The organism is Roseovarius sp. (assembly GCF_030373445.1).
In the GTDB taxonomy this organism is placed as follows: Bacteria; Pseudomonadota; Alphaproteobacteria; order Rhodobacterales; family Rhodobacteraceae; genus Roseovarius.
The window spans coordinates 219425-237241 of the sequence record NZ_JAUCYU010000006.1 but is presented as its reverse complement, the minus strand read 5'-3'; the positions used below and the strand labels follow the sequence as shown (position 1 = coordinate 237241).

16 protein-coding genes, 1 other RNA gene and 1 riboswitch are annotated in these 17817 nt (G+C 66.3%); of the genes, 11 read left to right on the top strand and 6 right to left on the bottom strand.

The genetic code is table 11. The features are described 5' to 3' along the window. Positions 1–45: 45 nt before the first annotated feature. On the bottom strand, positions 46–1191 hold the full coding sequence (locus QUV18_RS13055) for a polysaccharide biosynthesis/export family protein (protein WP_300894371.1): 1146 nt from the start codon (positions 1189–1191) through the stop codon (positions 46–48). A 96-nt stretch (positions 1192–1287) separates the two neighbouring features. After that, on the bottom strand, positions 1288–2574 hold the full coding sequence (locus QUV18_RS13050) for a capsular biosynthesis protein (RefSeq protein ID WP_300894370.1): 1287 nt from the start codon (positions 2572–2574) through the stop codon (positions 1288–1290). Between the two features lie 142 nt (positions 2575–2716). On the opposite strand from QUV18_RS13050, the gene QUV18_RS13045 reads away from it, so the two are divergent. Further along, positions 2717–3310 (top strand): riboflavin synthase, encoded by a 594-nt coding sequence (locus tag QUV18_RS13045; RefSeq protein WP_300894369.1) that lies wholly within the window; start codon positions 2717–2719, stop codon positions 3308–3310. A 111-nt stretch (positions 3311–3421) separates the two neighbouring features. On the opposite strand, the gene QUV18_RS13040 is transcribed toward QUV18_RS13045, so the two are convergent. Both QUV18_RS13040 and QUV18_RS13035 read right to left on the bottom strand, forming a co-directional pair. Further along, entirely contained in the window at positions 3422–4468 is a 1047-nt protein-coding gene (locus tag QUV18_RS13040) for a phosphatase PAP2 family protein (protein ID WP_300894368.1), read from the bottom strand. Positions 4469–4626: 158 nt separating this feature from the next. After that, positions 4627–5496: a hypothetical protein gene (locus QUV18_RS13035; RefSeq protein ID WP_300894367.1), complete on the bottom strand. Its 870-nt coding sequence runs from the start codon at positions 5494–5496 to the stop codon at positions 4627–4629. A 132-nt stretch (positions 5497–5628) separates the two neighbouring features. Here QUV18_RS13035 and miaB point away from each other — a divergent pair, with 132 nt between their 5' ends. The 9 genes from miaB (at position 5629) to trmB (ending at position 14440) form a co-directional block, all read left to right on the top strand. Further along, positions 5629–6984, top strand: a complete 1356-nt coding sequence (miaB, locus tag QUV18_RS13030; protein ID WP_300894366.1) for a tRNA (N6-isopentenyl adenosine(37)-C2)-methylthiotransferase MiaB — start codon at positions 5629–5631, stop codon at positions 6982–6984. A 232-nt stretch (positions 6985–7216) separates the two neighbouring features. Further along, complete coding sequence (locus tag QUV18_RS13025) at positions 7217–7795, top strand: OmpA family protein (RefSeq protein ID WP_300894365.1); 579 nt, start codon at positions 7217–7219, stop codon at positions 7793–7795. 9 nt (positions 7796–7804) lie between these two features. Next, complete coding sequence (locus QUV18_RS13020) at positions 7805–8104, top strand: hypothetical protein (RefSeq protein ID WP_300894364.1); 300 nt, start codon at positions 7805–7807, stop codon at positions 8102–8104. Positions 8105–8273: 169 nt separating this feature from the next. Beyond that, positions 8274–9263 (top strand): PhoH family protein, encoded by a 990-nt coding sequence (locus tag QUV18_RS13015; RefSeq protein ID WP_300894363.1) that lies wholly within the window; start codon positions 8274–8276, stop codon positions 9261–9263. 70 nt (positions 9264–9333) lie between these two features. Next, positions 9334–9822, top strand: a complete 489-nt coding sequence (gene ybeY, locus QUV18_RS13010) for an rRNA maturation RNase YbeY (protein WP_300894362.1) — start codon at positions 9334–9336, stop codon at positions 9820–9822. Positions 9823–9876: 54 nt separating this feature from the next. Beyond that, positions 9877–10761 (top strand): hemolysin family protein, encoded by an 885-nt coding sequence (locus tag QUV18_RS13005; protein WP_300894361.1) that lies wholly within the window; start codon positions 9877–9879, stop codon positions 10759–10761. 5 nt (positions 10762–10766) lie between these two features. Next, positions 10767–12275, top strand: coding sequence for an apolipoprotein N-acyltransferase (lnt, locus tag QUV18_RS13000; protein WP_300894360.1), 1509 nt, complete (start codon positions 10767–10769; stop codon positions 12273–12275). Positions 12276–12312: 37 nt separating this feature from the next. Beyond that, positions 12313–12361, top strand: a riboswitch (SAM-SAH riboswitch). Positions 12362–12367: 6 nt separating this feature from the next. Then, entirely contained in the window at positions 12368–13549 is a 1182-nt protein-coding gene (metK, locus tag QUV18_RS12995) for a methionine adenosyltransferase (protein WP_300894359.1), read from the top strand. A gap of 174 nt (positions 13550–13723) precedes the next feature. Next, positions 13724–14440, top strand: coding sequence for a tRNA (guanosine(46)-N7)-methyltransferase TrmB (gene trmB, locus QUV18_RS12990; protein WP_300894358.1), 717 nt, complete (start codon positions 13724–13726; stop codon positions 14438–14440). A gap of 109 nt (positions 14441–14549) precedes the next feature. Here trmB and argE read toward each other — a convergent pair whose 3' ends face one another. Further along, the gene (argE, locus tag QUV18_RS12985; protein WP_300894357.1) at positions 14550–15713 is read right to left on the bottom strand and encodes an acetylornithine deacetylase; all 1164 of its coding nucleotides are present in this window, start codon (positions 15711–15713) and stop codon (positions 14550–14552) included. A gap of 299 nt (positions 15714–16012) precedes the next feature. Between argE and QUV18_RS12980 the strand changes: the two genes are divergently transcribed. Beyond that, positions 16013–17269, top strand: a complete 1257-nt coding sequence (locus QUV18_RS12980) for a Xaa-Pro peptidase family protein (protein ID WP_300894356.1) — start codon at positions 16013–16015, stop codon at positions 17267–17269. Between the two features lie 169 nt (positions 17270–17438). Here QUV18_RS12980 and rnpB read toward each other — a convergent pair. Next, an RNA gene (gene rnpB, locus QUV18_RS12975) (RNase P RNA component class A) lies at positions 17439–17813 on the bottom strand. Positions 17814–17817 lie beyond the last annotated feature (4 nt).

Below are 17817 nucleotides of genomic sequence, written 5' to 3'. Positions count from 1 at the left end.
GGTCACCTGCGTGGCCGGCGGGTTTGCCGTCGTTCTGGTCTGGTGTCACGATCCGCCGAGCGTATCGACCGCCGTGGCCACGGAACCGATCGAGCCGAGCGAGCCGGTCAGGGCCGAGATCACCTTGCTCCACTGGGCGAAGGGCGCCTCGGTCACGTAGATCGTGTCATCGTCGCGCACCGCGAAGTCGCGGGCCATGAACATGCCGTTGGGGCGGGTCAGGTCGAGCACGTAGACCATGCGCTGGGCGCCGATGAGGTCGTTGCGGCCGAGCACCATGTTGGCGATTTCCGCCGGCTCGTTGCGCAGGATGAAGACGCCCGTCGGGTCGGCGGTCGACGATTGCAGGCCGCCCACCTGGGCGATGGCCTCGACCGCCGAGAGGGTCGGGCTGTCGAAGGGCAGGCGGGCCTGGGCGCCGGTGGCGCCGAGGGCGGTGAAGGCGCGGGTGTCTTCCTCGACAAGGATCCGGTCGCCGCCGCGCAGGGCGATGTCGAAGCCGGGATGCTTGAAGAGGTCCTGGAACCAGACCTTGGAGCGCTGGTCGCCGCGCATGACTGTGATCTGGGCCACCTCGGGTTCGACCGTGACGCCGCCGGCGGCGGCCAGCATGGTCGAGAGCGTGCGGGTGGGCCGTTCGATCGGGTAGACGCCCTGGGCGCCGACCGAGCCGATCAGCGAGACGGTCGCCCCGTCACCCGCCAGGCGGCGCACCTCGACCTGGGGGTCGGGGGTCTGCACGTCGAGCTTCTGGGTGATGATCCGGCGGATCGCCTCGGGCGTGTTGCCGGCGGCGCGGATGCGGCCGGCGTAGGGAATGAATATGAACCCGGCGCCGTCGACCTGCACCTCGTCGAGCACGGCGGCGGAGACGCCCTCGTTGACGAGCAGGCCGTCCTCGACGTTTTCCCACACGGTGATGCCGAGCGTGTCGCCCGGGCGGATCGTGTCGGAGCCGACGAGGCCGGCGCGCTTGAAGTCCTCGGTGAAGCCCAGGGCGGGCTGGACGGCGGTGGCGCGGGTGACGCGATCGTTCACGGCGACGACGAAGGCATCGCCCTGCCGCTGGACCGAGCCGGCGTAGATTTCACGCTTGTTGGGACCGACGCGCGGCAGGCCACAGGAGGCGACCATCGCCACAACGAGAGTCAGGGCGACGGTTCTCGCCCAGCGGGTTGAACGGGTTTTCACTGCTCGGTCTCCTCGACCTATTATTATTCTGCCTCAGGTTTTTCCTCCAAGGTAACGGAATCCGGAGGAAAAATCCAGCGCTAGAAATTGTGCCCGTCAGGTAACGACCCGCAACTGTTGCCTCGGGGCCGCGGTTCCCGACTCGAGTGCCTCGTAGGGGTCCTCGGGGATGAGCATCATGTCGACGGCCTGCCGGAGGAGCTGGCGGCGGCCGGAGGCGGAGTAGAAGCCGCCCGCGACCTGGCTGGTTTCGAGGAGGTAGCGGCGGTAATCGGCATAGGCCTTGCGGTCGGGCCGTTCGGCCAGCTGGAAGAAATCGCGCAGGGGCTTGGTGGAGACGAACTCGGGTTTGGCGTAGACCGCGTCGCCGAAGGTCTTGAGCGGGATGCCGCGCCAGAGCACCTGCTGGGCGGCGGTGGAATTGACGGTGACGGCGCTGCGGGCCTCGTCGAGGAGCTGGGCAAGCTTGCCGCCGCGGACGAAATGCACGCGGTCATAGATGCCGTACTGGCGGGCGAGGCGGCGCAGGTCGCGGCGGATCGGCACGCGGCCGTCTTCGAGCGGGTGGGCCTTGACGACAAGGTGGTGATGTTGCGGCGCGCCTTGCGAGAAGGCCTCGACCACGGTTTCGAGGAAGTCGGACATGGTCGAGAAGGGGGAGTGCGACTGGAACGAGGAATCGTGTTCGAGCTGCAGGAGCGCGAGGTGGTAGGGAAAGCCGCCATGGCGGATGCGCAGGGTGGCGATACGGCGTTCGATGGCCTGGGCGGGCATCAGCAGGAGCCGCTTGAGGTAGAGGGCGAATTCCTGCCGGACGGTCATGGCGCGGTGGGGCCGGAAGCCGCGGTAGCGCCGGTTCAGCAGGAGCACGCAGCCGTGATAGGCCGCGCCGTAGAAGATGTGCTGGCGCATGTCGCCCCAGCTTGCCGGGGGCAGGGCGGTGTCCATGTCGGAGTTTTCCAGCGCCTTGCGCATGTGCGAGACGCTCATCTCCATCAGCCGGGAATTGCCGTTGGAGCCGCCGCGTTCGTATGTGACCCAGTACGGGCGCATGTAGCCTTCCTCGAACACATGCACCGTAAGGCCGAGCTTTTTGGCCGCCGCGACGGCCTCGGCATGGATGGGGCGCATGTCGCCGTAGAGGACAAGGTCGGTCACGCCCTTCTCGGCGACGATGGCGCGGAAGCGGTCGGGCCATTCGCTGGCGGGTTGGGTATAGGGGATGTAGCTTTTGCCGTCTTTCCAGAAGGCGCGGTCGCCCGCGTTGAAGCCGACGCGCCAGACGGCCGCGCCGGTGCGCCGGATCATCCGGCCCAGCTTGCTGAAGAACGGCCCGTGCGGCCCTTGCAGAAACAGGAAAACCCGTTCGTTGCCCGAAACCATGGTCACATCATACCCACTACCTCGTTCCCGTGTTTACTAGTATGGGAGTGGGGCGAAATTAAGTCTTAATCGGTGTGCGGTCTTGTTCGCAGGGCTGCCGGGCGGTAGGTGCAGGCGGGACGATGGCCAAAGGAGGCGGCGCATGTTCACGGGGATCATCACGGATGTGGGCGAGGTGCGGCAGACCGAGCAGCGCGGCGACCTGCGCGCCCGGATCGGCACGCGCTACGACATGGCCCGGGTCGACATGGGCGCCTCGATCTGCTGCGACGGGGTGTGCCTGACGGTGGTCGGCAAGGGCGATGGCTGGTTCGACGTGGATATCTCGGCCGAGACGGTGTCGAAGACCAACCTCGATAGCTGGGCCGAGGGGAAACGGGTGAATCTCGAGCGGTCGCTGAAGGTGGGCGACGAGCTGGGCGGGCATATCGTGTCGGGCCATGTCGACGGGATTGCCGAGGTGGTCGAGCTGCACGACGAGGGCGACAGCACGCGGGTGACGCTTCGGGCGCCCGAGGGGCTGGAGCGGTTCATCGCGCCCAAGGGCTCGGTGGCGCTGAACGGCACGTCGCTGACGGTGAACGAGGTTGAGGGGCGCGACTTCGGCATCAACTTCATCCCCCATACCAAGGAGGTGACGACCTGGGGCGACGTGACGGTCGGCGACCGGGTGAACCTCGAGATCGACACCCTGGCGCGGTACGTGGCGCGGTTGCAGGAGGTCGTGGCAGGGTGAGGGCGCGCGTGGTGGCGGGTCGGTAGGGCCGGTGGTGCCGGGCTGAAGCCCGGCCTACGGGAGCCGGGCGTGTGGCCGTCGTAGGCCGGGCTTCAGCCCGGCACGCGCCCCTCAGGCGAAGCCGCGCAGCAACCGGCGGGCGAGGGCCCAGCAGCCGAGCGACAGGGCGATGGAAAAGTACCCGTCGATGGCGTAGTGCCAGCCAAGCTGGACCGAACCCACCAGGATCAGCGCCGCGAACCCGGTCATGATCCAGCCGAAGACGCGGGAGACCGAGAAGGCGTAGAGCGTCATCGTCACGGTCGAGGCCACGTGCATCGAGGGCATGGCCGAGATGCCCCGGACCGGGCCGTCATTCATGTAGCCGTCGAGCAGCATCGCCTGCAGGTCGAGCGCCCAGACCGGGCTGATCTCGTGGAAGGCGCGGAGCGTGTCCATCAGGGGCACGAAATCCGCGCCGTAGCCGAAGGCCTCGTAATAGACCGGGCCGACGGAGGAGAAGAGCGTGGCGAGGATGTTGCCGCCGATCACCCAGCAGAGCACGTCGGCCACCAGGTAGTGGCGGTGCTTGTCGTGGCGCGAGACGTTGAAGCAGGCCACGAAGATCAGGAAATAGGCCAGCATCAGCCAGAGGTGATAGGCGGCGTTGATCGCCGTGGTGATGGCGGGCGTGCCGGTGAGGTGGAAGAGCAGTTGCCACGGGTCGGTGCCGCCGTGCAGCGCGCGGTCGAGCCAGGCGAAGGTGGGATCCCACGAGAACGGGTTGATCAGCGGGATCAGGTCCTTGCCCACCGTGAAACTGCCGGCAAAGAGGCACATGGCGAGGAAGGCGAAGATGCCGGTGAAGATGCGGTCGCGGTCGAGGAGGGTGTCCTTGAGGTCGTTGGCGAACCACGTGATCGGGCGCCTGGGGCGGACTTTGACGATCATCCAGCCGAAGCGCCAGAAGAGCAGGATCACCAGGAAGAGCGGCACCTGCAGTTGCAGCAGGCTGATCAGCGTCGCGGCGGTGCCCGAGCCGAACGGGTGGCCAAGGAGCAGGCAGGCGGCGTAGATGCCGAGGAAGTGCAGGGCAACAAGCCCGATCAGCAGCCGGATGCGCCAGAGCGCCGGGCCGATCGCCGATCCGCCGGCCAGGATATCGGTCTGCATGGTCATTCTGCCACCCTCATGACTGCCTCGGGGCGGGGTATGACGGGCGAAATGGGCGCGGGGTCGACCGGATTGGGCCAATTTCAGGGCGATACAGGGGGGGTGGGGCGTTTTCTTGAAAAGAAAACGGGCCGAAATCTTTTAAAGATTTCGGGGGCTTGCGTCTAGAACCACTGGCCCGGCTCCATCAGGCCGAGGTCGAGCAGCTGGCGCGAATGCCATTCGAACGGGGCCGAGTTGTGCCAGCGGAAATCGTGGATGTCGAAGGTCGAGCCCGGGTTGGTCTTGAGCGCCTTGGCGGTGCGGAAGGATACCACCGCCGCCGTCAGGTTGTTGTGCCAGGGGCAGGCATAGGTGTTGTATTCCTCGTCGGAAAACGTGTGGTTTTCGCGCAGGACAAGGCCGGGCTTGGCCTTGAAGAGCGAGATCCGGTCGATCTTGCGCCGCTCGGGCGGGATATGCTCCTCGTAGCGCCAGCGCAGGCCGCCGTAGAAATCGAGCTGCCGTTCCCTGGGGTGGTTGTGATTGTCGGGATCGGTGCGGGCGAGCGCGTAATAGCCCGACTTGTCGAGATTCGCGTCCTCCAGCGCGACCGCGTTGGCGTGACGATGCAGGTCGCCCGCGTAGATGTCGATCACGTAGGTGAGCATCGCGTCGCGCCGCTCCTCGCCATGGAAGGTGGCCAGCTCGCCCACGGTGCGGGATTCGCAGAACGGGAAGAACAGGTACTCGGCGTTGAAGCAGTAATAGAGCCAGATGCCCGGCGCCGCCGCGATCACCCGGTTGATGACGTCGGTGAACCCCGCCGCGCGCTTGATGTCGTGGTCGACGCGGATGACCTTGCGGGCGATGTCGGCCGCCAGCGGGAAGGCCGGGGGCATCAGGGCCACCACCTGTTTGAAGCCCAGGTCGACATGGTGGCGCAGGGTGCTGTCGATCTCGATCTCGTCCTCGACGAAGATCAGCGCGACCGGCCCTTTCGCCAGCAGCGCGGCGCCGTTCGACAGGAATGCGTTGAGGCTGGAATGGCGCATTTCTCGTCCCTGTCTGTCCCCTGGCGGCCCGGCCCCGAGAATCGGCCAATTCGCGATGCATTGCAAGTGACCCCGGCCTTGATGTAGGGAAACGCCCTGATCCTTCTCACAAGCTCCGGGGCGCGAGATACGATGGCCGAGGCGAAGAAACTCTACATCAAGACCTATGGATGCCAGATGAACGTCTATGACAGCGAGCGCATGGCCGAGGCCATGGGCGGCGCGGGCTATGTCGAGACGCAATCGCCCGACGATGCCGACATGATCCTGCTGAACACCTGTCATATCCGCGAGAAGGCGGCCGAGAAGGTCTATTCCGAGCTGGGCCGGTTCCGCGGGCTGAAGGAGGCGCGGCCCGATCTCAAGATCGGCGTGGCGGGCTGCGTGGCGCAGGCCGAGGGCGAGGAGATCATGCGCCGCCAGCCGATGGTCGACCTCGTCGTCGGCCCGCAAAGCTATCACCGGCTGCCCGAGCTGGAGGCCAAGGCGCGGGGCGGGGCCAAGGCGCTCGACACCGATTTCCCGGTCGAGGACAAGTTCGACGCGCTGAAAGGCCGGCCCAAGGCCAAGCGCGGCCCGACCGCCTTCCTGACGGTGCAGGAAGGCTGCGACAAGTTCTGCGCCTTCTGCGTCGTTCCTTACACCCGCGGTGCCGAGGTCAGCCGGCCTGCGGCCCGCGTGCTGGACGAGGCGCGCGACCTGGTCGAGCGTGGCGTGCGCGAGATCACCCTGCTGGGCCAGAACGTCAACGCCTATCACGGGCCGGGCCCGGATGGCGGCGACTGGTCGCTGGCGCGGCTGATCTGGGCGCTCAACGACATCGACGGGCTGGAGCGCATCCGATTTACCACCTCGCACCCCAACGACATGAGCGACGACCTGATCGCGGCCCATGGCGCATGCGAGAAGCTGATGCCCTACCTGCACCTTCCCGTGCAGTCCGGCAGCGACCGGATCCTGAAACGCATGAACCGGAGCCACACCGCCGAGAGCTACCTGCGGTTGATCGAGCGGATCCGCGCGGCGCGGCCCGATATCCTGATGTCCGGAGATTTCATCGTCGGTTTCCCGGAGGAGACCGAGGCCGATTTCCAGGCGACGCTCGACCTGATCGAGGAAGTTCAGTACGGTTACGCCTTTTCCTTCAAGTACTCCCCGCGCCCCGGCACGCCCGCCGCGGAACGGGCGATGGTCGACGAGGACGAGGCGTCGGAGCGGCTGCAGCGGCTGCAGGCGCTGATCACCCGCCAGCAGCGCGCGGTGCAGGATTCGATGGTCGGCCGCCGGGTGAAGGTGCTGTTCGAGAAACCGGGGCGCCTGCCCGGCCAGATGGTGGGCAAGTCGGACTACCTGCATGCCGTCCACGTGGCCGAATCTGATGCGCAGCCGGGCGAGCTTTCCGAGGTCGAAATCATCGAAAGCGGGGCCAATTCGCTGGCCGGGAAGCCGGTTTCGCAGGCCGCGCGCCCCGTCGTGGACGCCTCTTAACCCGGTGATTCAAGACTGTCGGCTAAGGCCGTATTGTCAATGAATAAACCCTGAATCGCCCCTTCCGGCCCCGGATCGGAACGGGGTTGTTTCCCACGTGGCGACAATGTGGCTTCATTTAGGCTTCACAACAAAACGAAACTTGTTACACTCAAACAATAATTTCATTTCGCACGGATTCTCTGCTCATTTTCTTCGTGCGATCTGGGGGGTTAACATAAGGACAGTGGCTGTGACCGAATATCTTTCGAAAACAGTTCGCGGCATCCTCGGCGGGCTTGCTGCCGCCGTCATTGGTATTTCAGTGACGGCAAGTTTTGCCGAGGCCCAGAGCGGCCAGCGCGTGGTTGTCGGCGAACGGTACGTTCCTACGATCTGGGTCGATCCCGATGGCTGTGAACATTGGGTGATGGACGATGGCTGGGAGGGGTACATGTCCCCCCACGTGACGCGCCAGGGCATCCCCGTCTGCCGCCGCGGCAATGTCTGCGGCGTGATGAACTCGGACCAGCTTTTCGCGACCGACAGCGCGCATATCAATGCCGCCGGGCGCCAGCGGCTGGCCAGCTTCTTCCAGCAGACCCAGGCGATTTCCTACATCATCGTCGGGCACACCGACAGCCGGGCCTCGGACGAGTACAACCTCGACCTGTCCCTGCGCCGTGCCAACTCGGTCGCCTCGGTTGCGGCCTCGACCGGCGCGCGGATCGCGGATGTGCGCGGGTATGGCGAGCGTATGCCGAAAGCGCCGAACTCGACGGCCGCCGGCATGCAGCAGAACCGCCGCGTCGAAATCATCTGCATCCGCTAGGGGGATACCATGAAGATCGTGAACATCTGCGCCGTTCTTGGTGCCGCCGTGCTGGTGACCGGCTGTGTCGGCTCCAAGCAGAACAAGACCGTCGACCGTGGCTTCGACAGCAAGCACCTGAGCCAGCTCCAGGCCGGCATCTGGGTCGACCCGAACGGGTGTGACCACTGGATCATCGACGACGGGATCGAGGGCTATCTCTCGCAGCGTCTCGACCAGTACGGCAAGCCCGTCTGCTCGGGCACCGCGCCGCCGAACGTGGCGACCGGCGCCTTCAAGCGGGGCTCGCCCGTGGCCGACCCGATCTGATCGGGGCCGCATACGCATCGAAAAGCCGCAGGCAGGGCGCCTGCGGCTTTTTTTGTGCCACGAACGTGACAATCGATCCCTTTATCTTGCAGTTGCGCCGGCATCTTGGCACCATATATACCACACGCTGGTTCAGGAGATCTGTTTGGCTACAACCGCGCTGCCCCCGATGGACGACTCTTCCGCCCTGCATGAAGAGACCGTTGAATTTCCCGATAATTTCCTCCTCATAGACCTGTGCGGCGAGCATGACCGCAACCTGGCCGAGATCGAGCGCCAGTTGGGCGTGCAGATCATGCGGCGGGGGAATCAGCTCTCGGTGGTGGGAGAGGAGCCGCTGGTCAAGGAAGGCGTCGGCGTGCTGACCGCGCTTTACGCCCGGCTCGAGGCGGGGCGCCCGGTGGAAGCGGCCGATATCGACCGCGAGCTGCGCATGGGCGGCGGCGGGGCCGAGCGGCAGACCGAAAGCCGCGACGGCGACCAGCTCGAGATGTTCAAGGGCGGCCCGGTCGAGATCAAGACCCGCAAGAAGCTGGTCGAGCCGCGGACGGACGCGCAGAAGGCTTACGTGCTGTCGCTCTTCAACAACGAGATGGCCTTCGGCATCGGCCCGGCGGGCACCGGCAAGACCTATCTTGCCGTGGCGGTGGGCGTTTCGATGTTCATCGAGGGCCATGTCGACCGGATCATCCTTGCGCGCCCGGCGGTCGAGGCGGGCGAGAAGCTGGGCTACCTGCCCGGCGACATGAAGGAGAAGGTCGACCCCTACATGCAGCCGCTCTACGACGCGCTGAACGATTTCTTCCCGGCGAAACAGGCCGGCAAGCTGATCGAGGAGAAGCGGATCGAGATCGCGCCGCTCGCCTTCATGCGGGGCCGGACGCTGGCCAATGCCTTCGTGGTGCTGGACGAGGCGCAGAACGCCACCTCGATGCAGATGAAGATGTTCCTGACCCGCCTGGGCGAGGGCAGCCGCATGGTGATCACCGGCGACCGCAGTCAGGTCGACCTGCCGCGCGGCGTGACCAGCGGGCTGCACGATGCCGAGCGGCTGTTGCGGGATATCCCCAACATCTCTTTCAACTACTTCACCTCGAAGGACGTGGTGCGCCACCCGCTGGTGGCGAAGATCATCGAGGCCTATGAGAAGGACGTGTGAGGCGGGGCGCCGTTTTCTTCGAAGAAAACGGGCCGGAAAATTCGAATTTTCCGGGCGCCCGCGGTAAGCGATGCAGATCGACATTCTCTACGAGGACGACCGCTGGGAAGCGGCAGGGCTCGGCCCTCTGGCCAAGCGTGCGGCGGAGGCGACGCTCCTGCACCTCGGGATTGTGCCCGACGAGTGGGAGGTCTCCCTTCTCGCCTGCGACGATGCCCGGATTGCCGTGCTGAACGAGGATTTCCGCGCCAAGCCCACGCCCACCAACGTGCTCTCCTGGCCGTCGAAGGAGCGGGCCCCGGACGACCCCGGCGCCGTGCCCGACCTGCCCGAACCGGGCCCCGACCCCGAGCTGGGCGACATCGCCATCGCCTATGACACCTGCGCACGCGAGGCCGCGGCGGCGGGCAAGCCGATGGCCGACCACGTCACCCACCTGATCGTTCACGCGCTGTTACATCTTCTGGGCTATGATCATCTGCGTGACCAAGATGCCACTTTGATGGAAGCAACCGAGGTGGCGATACTTGGCAAGCTGGGTCTGCCTGACCCATATTGAAACATCTGCGGGGCGCGTGTATGCACGCCCCACCTTTTTTTGGACCAAATGACGATGGGCGACAGCACAGACGGATCTTCTAACGCGGCGCGTTGCGCGCAGGTGGACAGCCACGAGAGCGAGGAAGAGCAGGGCGGATTTTTCCGCCGCATATTCGATGCGTTCAGCACAGGCGAGGAGAATGGCGAGGACGAGGGGGCAAGCGCCCCGCGCTCGGCCGCGCCGGGCCTCGGCAACCTGCGGACCCTGACGGTCGAGGACGTGTCGGTGCCCAAGGCCGATATCGTGGCGGTGCCCATCGACATCACCAAGGACGAGCTTGTGAGCGTCTTCCGCGACAGCGGCAAGACCCGGCTGCCGGTCTATGACGGCACGCTCGATTCGCCCGTGGGCATGGCGCACCTGAAGGATTTCGCGCTGAGCTACGGGTTCAACGGCAAGGGCGGCAGGTTTTCGCTCAAGCCGCTGGTGCGGCCGCTGCTTTACGTGCCGCCGTCGATGCCGATCGGCGTGCTGCTGCAGAACATGCAGAACGAGCGGCGCCACATGGCGCTGGTGATCGACGAATACGGCGGGGTCGACGGGCTGGTCACGATCGAGGACCTGATCGAACAGGTCGTGGGCGAGATCGAGGACGAGCACGACACCGGCGACGACACCTACTGGATGCAGGAGAAACCGGGCACCTACCTCGCGCAGGCCAAGACCCCGCTCGACGAGTTCGAGGAGGAGATCGGCCAGTCGCTGACCGAGGCCGAGGAGGTGGACGAGGAAGAGATCGACACGCTGGGCGGGCTGGTCTTCATGCTGCTTGGCCGGGTGCCGGTGCGTGGCGAGATGGTCGAGCACCCCGACGGCACGGTCTTCGAGGTGGTCGAGGCCGACCCGCGCCGCATCAAGCGGCTGCGCGTGCGACTGCCCGGACATACGGACGCCTAGGGCGGATGCGCGCCCCGGAAACCGTTCGGGCGCTGGGCGCACGCGCGCAGGTGGCCCTGGCGGTGCTGGCCGGCGCGCTGGGCGCGCTGGGGCAGGCGCCGCTCAACATCTGGCCTGCCACGTTTCTCTCCCTCGCGCTGGTCTACGGGCTGGGCCGGGCAGCGCCGGGCTGGCGCCGGGCCGGCCTGCTGGGCTGGGCCGCGGGCACCGGGTATTACATGCTGGCGCTGTTCTGGATCGTCGAGCCCTTCTTCATCGACGCCCCGCGCCATGGCTGGATGGCGCCTTTCGCGCTTGTCTTCCTCGCCATCGGGCTGGGCAGCTTCTGGGCCGGCGCGCTGGCGGTGACCCGGGCGCTGGGCGGGCGCGCGGCGCCCTTCATCGCCAGCTTCATGCTGATCGAGGCCGCCCGCACCTACCTGCTGACCGGTTTTCCCTGGGCGCAGATCGGCCACGGGCTGATCGACACCGGGCTGCTCTACTGGGCCTCGTGGAGCGGCTCGCTCGGCCTGACCGCGCTGGTCCTGGCGGGCGCAAGCGGGCTCTGGATGCTGATGGCCGGGCGCTGGCGGGCGGGCGTGCCGCTGACCGCGCTGCCGCTTCTGCTGTGGGCCGCGGCGATCCCGCTTCTGCCCGATGCCGGGGCCGAGGCCGACGCCGCCACCATCCGCCTTGTCCAGCCCAACGCCCCGCAGGACGAGAAATGGGACCCGGAGAAGGCCGTGGGCTTCTTCCGCCGGCAGCTCGATTACACGGCGGCCGCCCCGCAGGAGAAGGCGCCCGACCTGATCGTCTGGCCAGAAACGGCGATCCCCTGGGTGCTCGAGCGGGCCGGCCCGGCGCTCGACGCGATCTCCGAGGCGGCGGGCGAGACGCCGGTCGTCCTCGGCCTGCAACGCTTCGAGGGGCGGCGCTATTTCAACTCGCTCATCCGGCTCGACCGGGGCGGCGAGGTGACGGCGCTTTACGACAAGCACCATCTCGTGCCCTTCGGGGAATACATGCCGCTGGGGGATTTCCTAGCGAATTTCGGCATTTACGGCCTCGCCTCGAACGAGGGGAACGGCTATTCCGCCGGCCCCGGCCCGCAGGTGATCGAGCTGGGCAGGCTGGGCCTCGCCCTGCCGCTCATCTGCTACGAAGGGGTTTTCCCGCAGGACGTGGGTGCCTATGACCAGCGGCCCGACCTGCTTTTGCTGATCACCAACGACGCCTGGTTCGGCAACATCCTCGGGCCCTACCAGCACCTGGCCCAGGCCCGCCTGCGCAGTGCCGAACAGGGGCTGCCGATGATCCGGGTGGCCAATACCGGCGTCTCGGCGATGATCGACGCCAACGGGCAGGTGACCGCGCACCTGCCGCTGGGCGAGGCCGGGCTGATCGACACCGCCCTGCCGCCCGCACTGCCGCCCACGGCCTATGCCCGGACGGGCGATGCGCCGATCGTGGGCTTTGCCTTCTTTCTGCTCCTTCTTTCCTTTCTTTATCACAGGCGCCGGGGCGCCGGCGTTTAGGCGTTGACGCCCCGGCGGGGCCAGCCTAAGCAGTCTTGACCCGTCACAACGGCTTCCTGACGTGACGGGAAAATCTTAATGGAGCGTTTTTCATGTCCCGTCAGAACTATACCTTCACCTCCGAATCCGTTTCGGAGGGGCACCCCGACAAGGTGTGCGACCGCATTTCCGATGCCGTGCTCGATGCCTTCCTGGCCGAGGATGCGCTGGCCCGCGTGGCCTGCGAGACCTTCGCCACCACCAACCAGGTCGTCATCGGCGGCGAGGTGGGCCTGACGGACCAGGACAAGCTGCGCGACTACATGGGCCGGATCGAGGATATCGCCCGCGATTGCATCCGCGATATCGGCTACGAGCAGGACAAGTTCCACTGGCAGACCTGCAACGTGCTGAACCTGTTGCACGAACAGTCGGCGCATATCGCCCAGGGCGTCACCGGCGAGGGCAACCGCGACGAAGGCGCGGGCGACCAGGGGATCATGTTCGGCTTTGCCACGAACGAGACCGACGCGCTGATGCCGGCGCCGATCCAGTTCTCGCACGCGATCCTGCGGCGGCTGGCCGAGGTGCGGAAATCGGGCAAGGAACCGGCGCTGGGACCGGATGCCAAGTCGCAGCTTTCGGTGCGCTACGAGGGTGGCAAGCCGGTGGGCGTGACCCAGGTTGTGCTGTCGACACAGCACCTCGACGAGGACCTGACCAGCGACAACATCCGCGAGATCGTCGAGCCCTATATCCGCGAGGTTCTGCCGCAGGACTGGCTGTCGGACGAGACGGTCTGGCACGTGAATCCCACGGGCAAGTTCGTGATCGGCGGGCCGGATGGCGACGCGGGCCTGACCGGGCGCAAGATCATCGTCGACACCTATGGCGGCGCTGCGCCGCACGGGGGCGGGGCGTTCTCGGGCAAGGACCCGACGAAGGTCGACCGCTCGGCCGCCTATGCCGCGCGCTACCTGGCCAAGAACGTCGTCGCCGCCGGCATGGCCGAGCGCTGCACGATCCAGCTGTCCTATGCCATCGGGGTGGCCGAGCCGCTGTCGATCTATGCCGAGACCCACGGCACGGGCGAGATCCCGGAGGAGGAGATCGAGAAGGCAATCCGCGCCTCGATGAGCCTGACGCCGCGCGGCATTCGCGAACAGCTTGAGCTGAACAAGCCGATCTACCAGCGCACCGCGGCCTACGGCCATTTCGGGCGCGAGCCGGAGGCCGATGGCGGATTCAGCTGGGAACGGACCGACCTTGTCGAGGCGCTGAAGAAAGCCGTCTGACGTTTCGGAACAGGATCGAAGGGGCGGCGCCGGGCGCCGCCCTTTTCTGTGGAGGAAGCATGGGTAAAGCCGGGAAACTTAAAGGATGTCGTGTCGATTTGCAAATTGAGCGCCTTCCCGTGTGTGAAATGTACAAGCTTGTCTCGCTCATATCTGACCGGAAACGGGTGTCCCATGAACGATAAATCCCATCCCTCCGGCGCACCGTGGCGCAATTTCTACGGGCGGCTGAAAGGCAAGTCGCTGCGCAAGTCGCAGAAGGTCTATATCGACGAGGATCTTGCCACGCTATCTCCCGGCAAGGTCGACTGGGACGTGAACCCCGAGCGGGAAGCGCTTGACCTGAAAGCGCTTTTTGGCGACCGGCCCGTCTGGCTGGAAATCGGCTTCGGCGGCGGGGAGCACATGGTGCACCAGGCCGCGCGGAACCCCGAAATGGGCTTCATCGGCTGCGAGCCGTATATTAACGGAGTGGCCATGCTGCTGGGCAAGATCCGCGAGGAGGGGTGCGAGAACATCCGCATCCACCCCGGCGACGTGCGCGACCTGTTCGATGTTTTGCCAGAGAAATCAGTGGATCGCGCCTTTCTCCTCTATCCCGATCCGTGGCCCAAGAAGCGCCACCACCGCCGCCGCTTCGTGACGCCCGAGCACCTGGAGCCGCTGGCGCAGGTGCTGAAACCGGGGGCGATCTTCCGGGTGGCGACGGACATTCCCGATTACGTCCGCCAGACCCTGCAACAGGTACCGAAACACGGGTTCGAATGGCTGGCCGAGGGGCCGGCGGACTGGCGCGAGCCGTGGGATGACTGGCTGTCGACACGCTACGAGCAGAAGGCCCTGCGCGAGAGGCGCGTGCCGCATTACCTGACATTCCGGCGGGAAGGTTAGGGTTTCAGGTCAGAGGCTTACACGTCGCTGTTCAACACCCGTCCCGGGCCTGACCCGGGACCTCAGCGGCAAGAAGCGAGGCCCCGGGTCAGGCCCGGCGCGCGGGATCTCAGGCCGCCAGCTTCCCGCCCAGCCGGTCCAGCATGTCGAGGCATTGCTGCAGCTGGTCGATCGAGACGAACTCGTCGGGCTTGTGGGCCTGGTCGATCGAGCCTGGCCCGCAGATCACCGACGACATGCCGAACGTCTGGAAAATCCCCGCCTCGGTGCCGAACGGCACCACGTCGACCGAGTTGGCGCCGGTCAGCTCCATCACGATGTCCCTGGCCTCGTTTTCGTCAACCGGTTCAAGGCCTTCCACCTCGCCGATCACCTCGGTGACGATGTCGGCATCGGGGCAGACAGCCTTCATCGCGGGCAGCAGGTGGGTCAGGCAATACTCGCGCAGGTCGTCCTTGACGAAATCCGCGTCGGATAGCTGGACGGGCCGCATTTCCCACTGCACCTCGGCATGGCCGGCGATGACGTTATGCGCCACGCCGCCCTGCAGGCTGCCGGTGTTGATGGTGGTCCAGGGCGGCTCGAAGCGGCTGCCGGCCGGCGCGCGGGCGCGCAGGGCGTCCTTCAGCTCCAGAAGGCGGTTCACGTAGCGCACCGCGTATTCCACCGCGTTCACGCCCCGGTCGGGGGCCGAGCCGTGGCCGGCAAGGCCCGAGAAGCGGGTGGTGTATTCATAGCACCCCTTGTGGCCTTCGATGATCCGCATCGAGGTGGGCTCTCCGATCACCGCAACGCCGGGCCGCAACCCCCTGGATTTCAGGCTCTTTACCAGGGACTGCGCCCCGAAACAGCCGACCTCCTCGTCATAGGTGAAGGCGAAATGCACCGGCCGGTCCTTCACCCGCTCGGCAAAGACCGGGGCCATGGCCGTCGCGGCCGCGATGAAGCCCTTCATGTCACAGGTGCCGCGCCCGTAGAGCCGGCCCTCGTGCTCGATCATCTCGAACGGATCGGAGACCCAGTCCTGCGGGTCGGCGGGCACGACGTCGGAATGGCCCGACAGCACGATGCCCCCGTCAACTTCGGGGCCTATCGTCGCGAAAAGGTTGGCTTTATGCCCGATATCGTCATGAAAGACATCGACCCGGGCGCCGGCCTCTTCCAGCCGGTACGCCAGGAAGGCGATCATGTCGATATTGCTGAACTCGGAAACGGTGGGAAAGGCGATCAGGTCGCCCAGAAGCGCCACCGTATCGGAAAGCTGTGTTGTCACGCGCACCCTCCCGGCTGTTGGAAAACCTGATCGACTGTGTTGAGGCGGGGCTGCCCCGTCAAGTCAATTCTGGGCAGAACTGTACGCAAGCGGGCGGAGAGGCGGGCGGATGATGGAAGAACCGGCGCCGGGCCCGGTTAATGGTCTGTCCGCGGTCCGGGCCCGCGGGCCATGTCGCATCGCCCGCCGCGCGATGTCGATCCGGGATACGCGGGGCCGCGCGGCGCATGGTAGCAAGGGCCAACTTCCCCGAGGTTTCAAAACGAAATGACGCGCGGTGCCGCGCGCAAGGAGACGACATGGCAGAATTCGACTGGCACGCGGAGCGCGCCGATTTGCAGGGCCTCGCCCAGCTTGACCGCAGCCCCGAGGGCGAGGGCATCGACCTCAAGGCGGTGCGCCAGTACCGGCAGGCGCAGGTGCGCCGCGAGATGGGGCGCCACGGCATCGACGCGGTGATCCTGAGCGACCCGGTGAACATCCGCTACGCCACCGGCACCCGCAACATGCAGGTCTTCTCCATGCGCAACGGCCCGTCGCGCTACCTGTTGTTGACCGCCGACCGTTCGGTCCTGTTCGAATTCACCGGCTGCCTGCACCTGGCCGACGGGTTCGAGACGGTCGACGAGGTGCGCCCCGCGAAAACGGCAAGCTTCGTCGCCGCCGGCCCGAAGATTGCCGAGCGCGAGGTGGCCTGGGCGCGGGACATGGCGGCGCTGGTCGAGGAGCTTGCCGGCAAGCGCGCCACCGTGGGGCTGGAGCGGATGAACGCGGGCGCCGCCATTGCCCTGCACGAGGCGGGCGTGCACGTGGTCGACGCGCAGGCGCCGGTCGAGATGGCCCGCGCGATCAAGTCCGACGAAGAGATGAAATGCGTCAACGCCTCGCTGCGCGCAACCGAACGGGGCGTGGCCAAGCTGCGCGAGGCGATCCGGCCGGGGCTGACGGAGGCGGAATTGTGGTCGGTCCTGCACCAGTCGGTGATCGCCCAGAACGGCGATTACGTCGAGACGCGGCTTCTCAACGCCGGGGCGCGGACGAACCCGTGGTTCCAGGAGACGAGCGACAAGGTGATCGGGGAAAACGAGCTGATCGCGCTCGATACGGACGTGGTGGGCTGTCACGGCTATTACTCCGATTTCTCGCGCACCTTCCATTCCGGGCCGGGCAAGCCCACGGCGGAGCAGCGCGAGCTGTACCGCGTGGCGCATGAGCAGGTGTCGCACAATCTCGGCATCCTGCGGCCGGGCATGTCGTTCCGCGATTACGCCGATGCGGCCTGGGACATTCCGGAGAAGTACCATGCCAACCGCTATTACCTTTCGGCGCATGGCTGCGGGATGACGGGGGAGTATCCCTACCTGTACCACCGGGGCGATTTCCCCGATGCGGGCTATGACGGCGAGATCAAGCCCGGCATGACGTTGTGCGTCGAGAGTTACATCGGCGAGGACGGCGGCAAGGAGGGCGTGAAGCTGGAGCAGCAGGTGCTGGTGACGGAGAGCGGGGTGGAGCTGTTGTCGCGGTTTCCGTTCGAGGAGGAATTGCTGGGGTAGGGTGAAACTGCCGGGTGATGGAGCCGCGCGATTGCCAGCCCGTCGGGGCGGCCCCCTCTCGGCGATTGCCTTGCAATCGCCTGCCGGGCAGCGGGCGATCGCGCGGCGGAGCGCTAAGGCGCTCCTTGATTCCGCGCGAGTCGGCTCACTGGTGTGAATAGATCAGAAAATGCGCGGAGGGCCTGTAAGCCGGATTCTGTCCCGGGTTGCCCCGGGGATGACCATTCATCTGGGCCTGCTGTCGCCAACAGGCTCGTGCTGCCAACCCGGACCGCGGGGCCAAGGCCGGCCCGTGATGCGGTCCCTATTCGGCATTGCTCCCGGTGGGGCTTGCCGTGCCGGTCCGGTTGCCCGTCCCGCGGTGGGCTCTTACCCCACCGTTTCACCCTTACCCCGTGTGATCCGCGAACGGATTGCAGGGCGGTCTGTTTTCTGTGGCGCTTTCCCTCGGGTTGCCCCGGCCGGGCGTTACCCGGCACCGTCGCCTTGTGGAGTCCGGACTTTCCTCGCCACCTTGCGGTGGTGCGGCCATCCGGCCCTCCGCGCAT

What these genes read in the sequence shown, in the direction of transcription:
- QUV18_RS13050 (WP_300894370.1), bottom strand. Translation starts at nt 2,574, where the DNA reads ATGGTTTCGGGCAACGAACGGGTTTTCCTGTTTCTGCAAGGGCCGCAC.
- QUV18_RS13045 (WP_300894369.1), top strand. Translation starts at nt 2,717, where the DNA reads ATGTTCACGGGGATCATCACGGATGTGGGCGAGGTGCGGCAGACCGAG.
- QUV18_RS13040 (WP_300894368.1), bottom strand. Translation starts at nt 4,468, where the DNA reads ATGACCATGCAGACCGATATCCTGGCCGGCGGATCGGCGATCGGCCCG.
- QUV18_RS13035 (WP_300894367.1), bottom strand. Translation starts at nt 5,496, where the DNA reads ATGCGCCATTCCAGCCTCAACGCATTCCTGTCGAACGGCGCCGCGCTG.
- miaB (WP_300894366.1), top strand. Translation starts at nt 5,629, where the DNA reads ATGGCCGAGGCGAAGAAACTCTACATCAAGACCTATGGATGCCAGATG.
- QUV18_RS13020 (WP_300894364.1), top strand. Translation starts at nt 7,805, where the DNA reads ATGAAGATCGTGAACATCTGCGCCGTTCTTGGTGCCGCCGTGCTGGTG.
- QUV18_RS13015 (WP_300894363.1), top strand. Translation starts at nt 8,274, where the DNA reads ATGGACGACTCTTCCGCCCTGCATGAAGAGACCGTTGAATTTCCCGAT.
- ybeY (WP_300894362.1), top strand. Translation starts at nt 9,334, where the DNA reads ATGCAGATCGACATTCTCTACGAGGACGACCGCTGGGAAGCGGCAGGG.
- QUV18_RS13005 (WP_300894361.1), top strand. Translation starts at nt 9,877, where the DNA reads ATGGGCGACAGCACAGACGGATCTTCTAACGCGGCGCGTTGCGCGCAG.
- lnt (WP_300894360.1), top strand. Translation starts at nt 10,767, where the DNA reads ATGCGCGCCCCGGAAACCGTTCGGGCGCTGGGCGCACGCGCGCAGGTG.
- metK (WP_300894359.1), top strand. Translation starts at nt 12,368, where the DNA reads ATGTCCCGTCAGAACTATACCTTCACCTCCGAATCCGTTTCGGAGGGG.
- trmB (WP_300894358.1), top strand. Translation starts at nt 13,724, where the DNA reads ATGAACGATAAATCCCATCCCTCCGGCGCACCGTGGCGCAATTTCTAC.
- QUV18_RS12980 (WP_300894356.1), top strand. Translation starts at nt 16,013, where the DNA reads ATGGCAGAATTCGACTGGCACGCGGAGCGCGCCGATTTGCAGGGCCTC.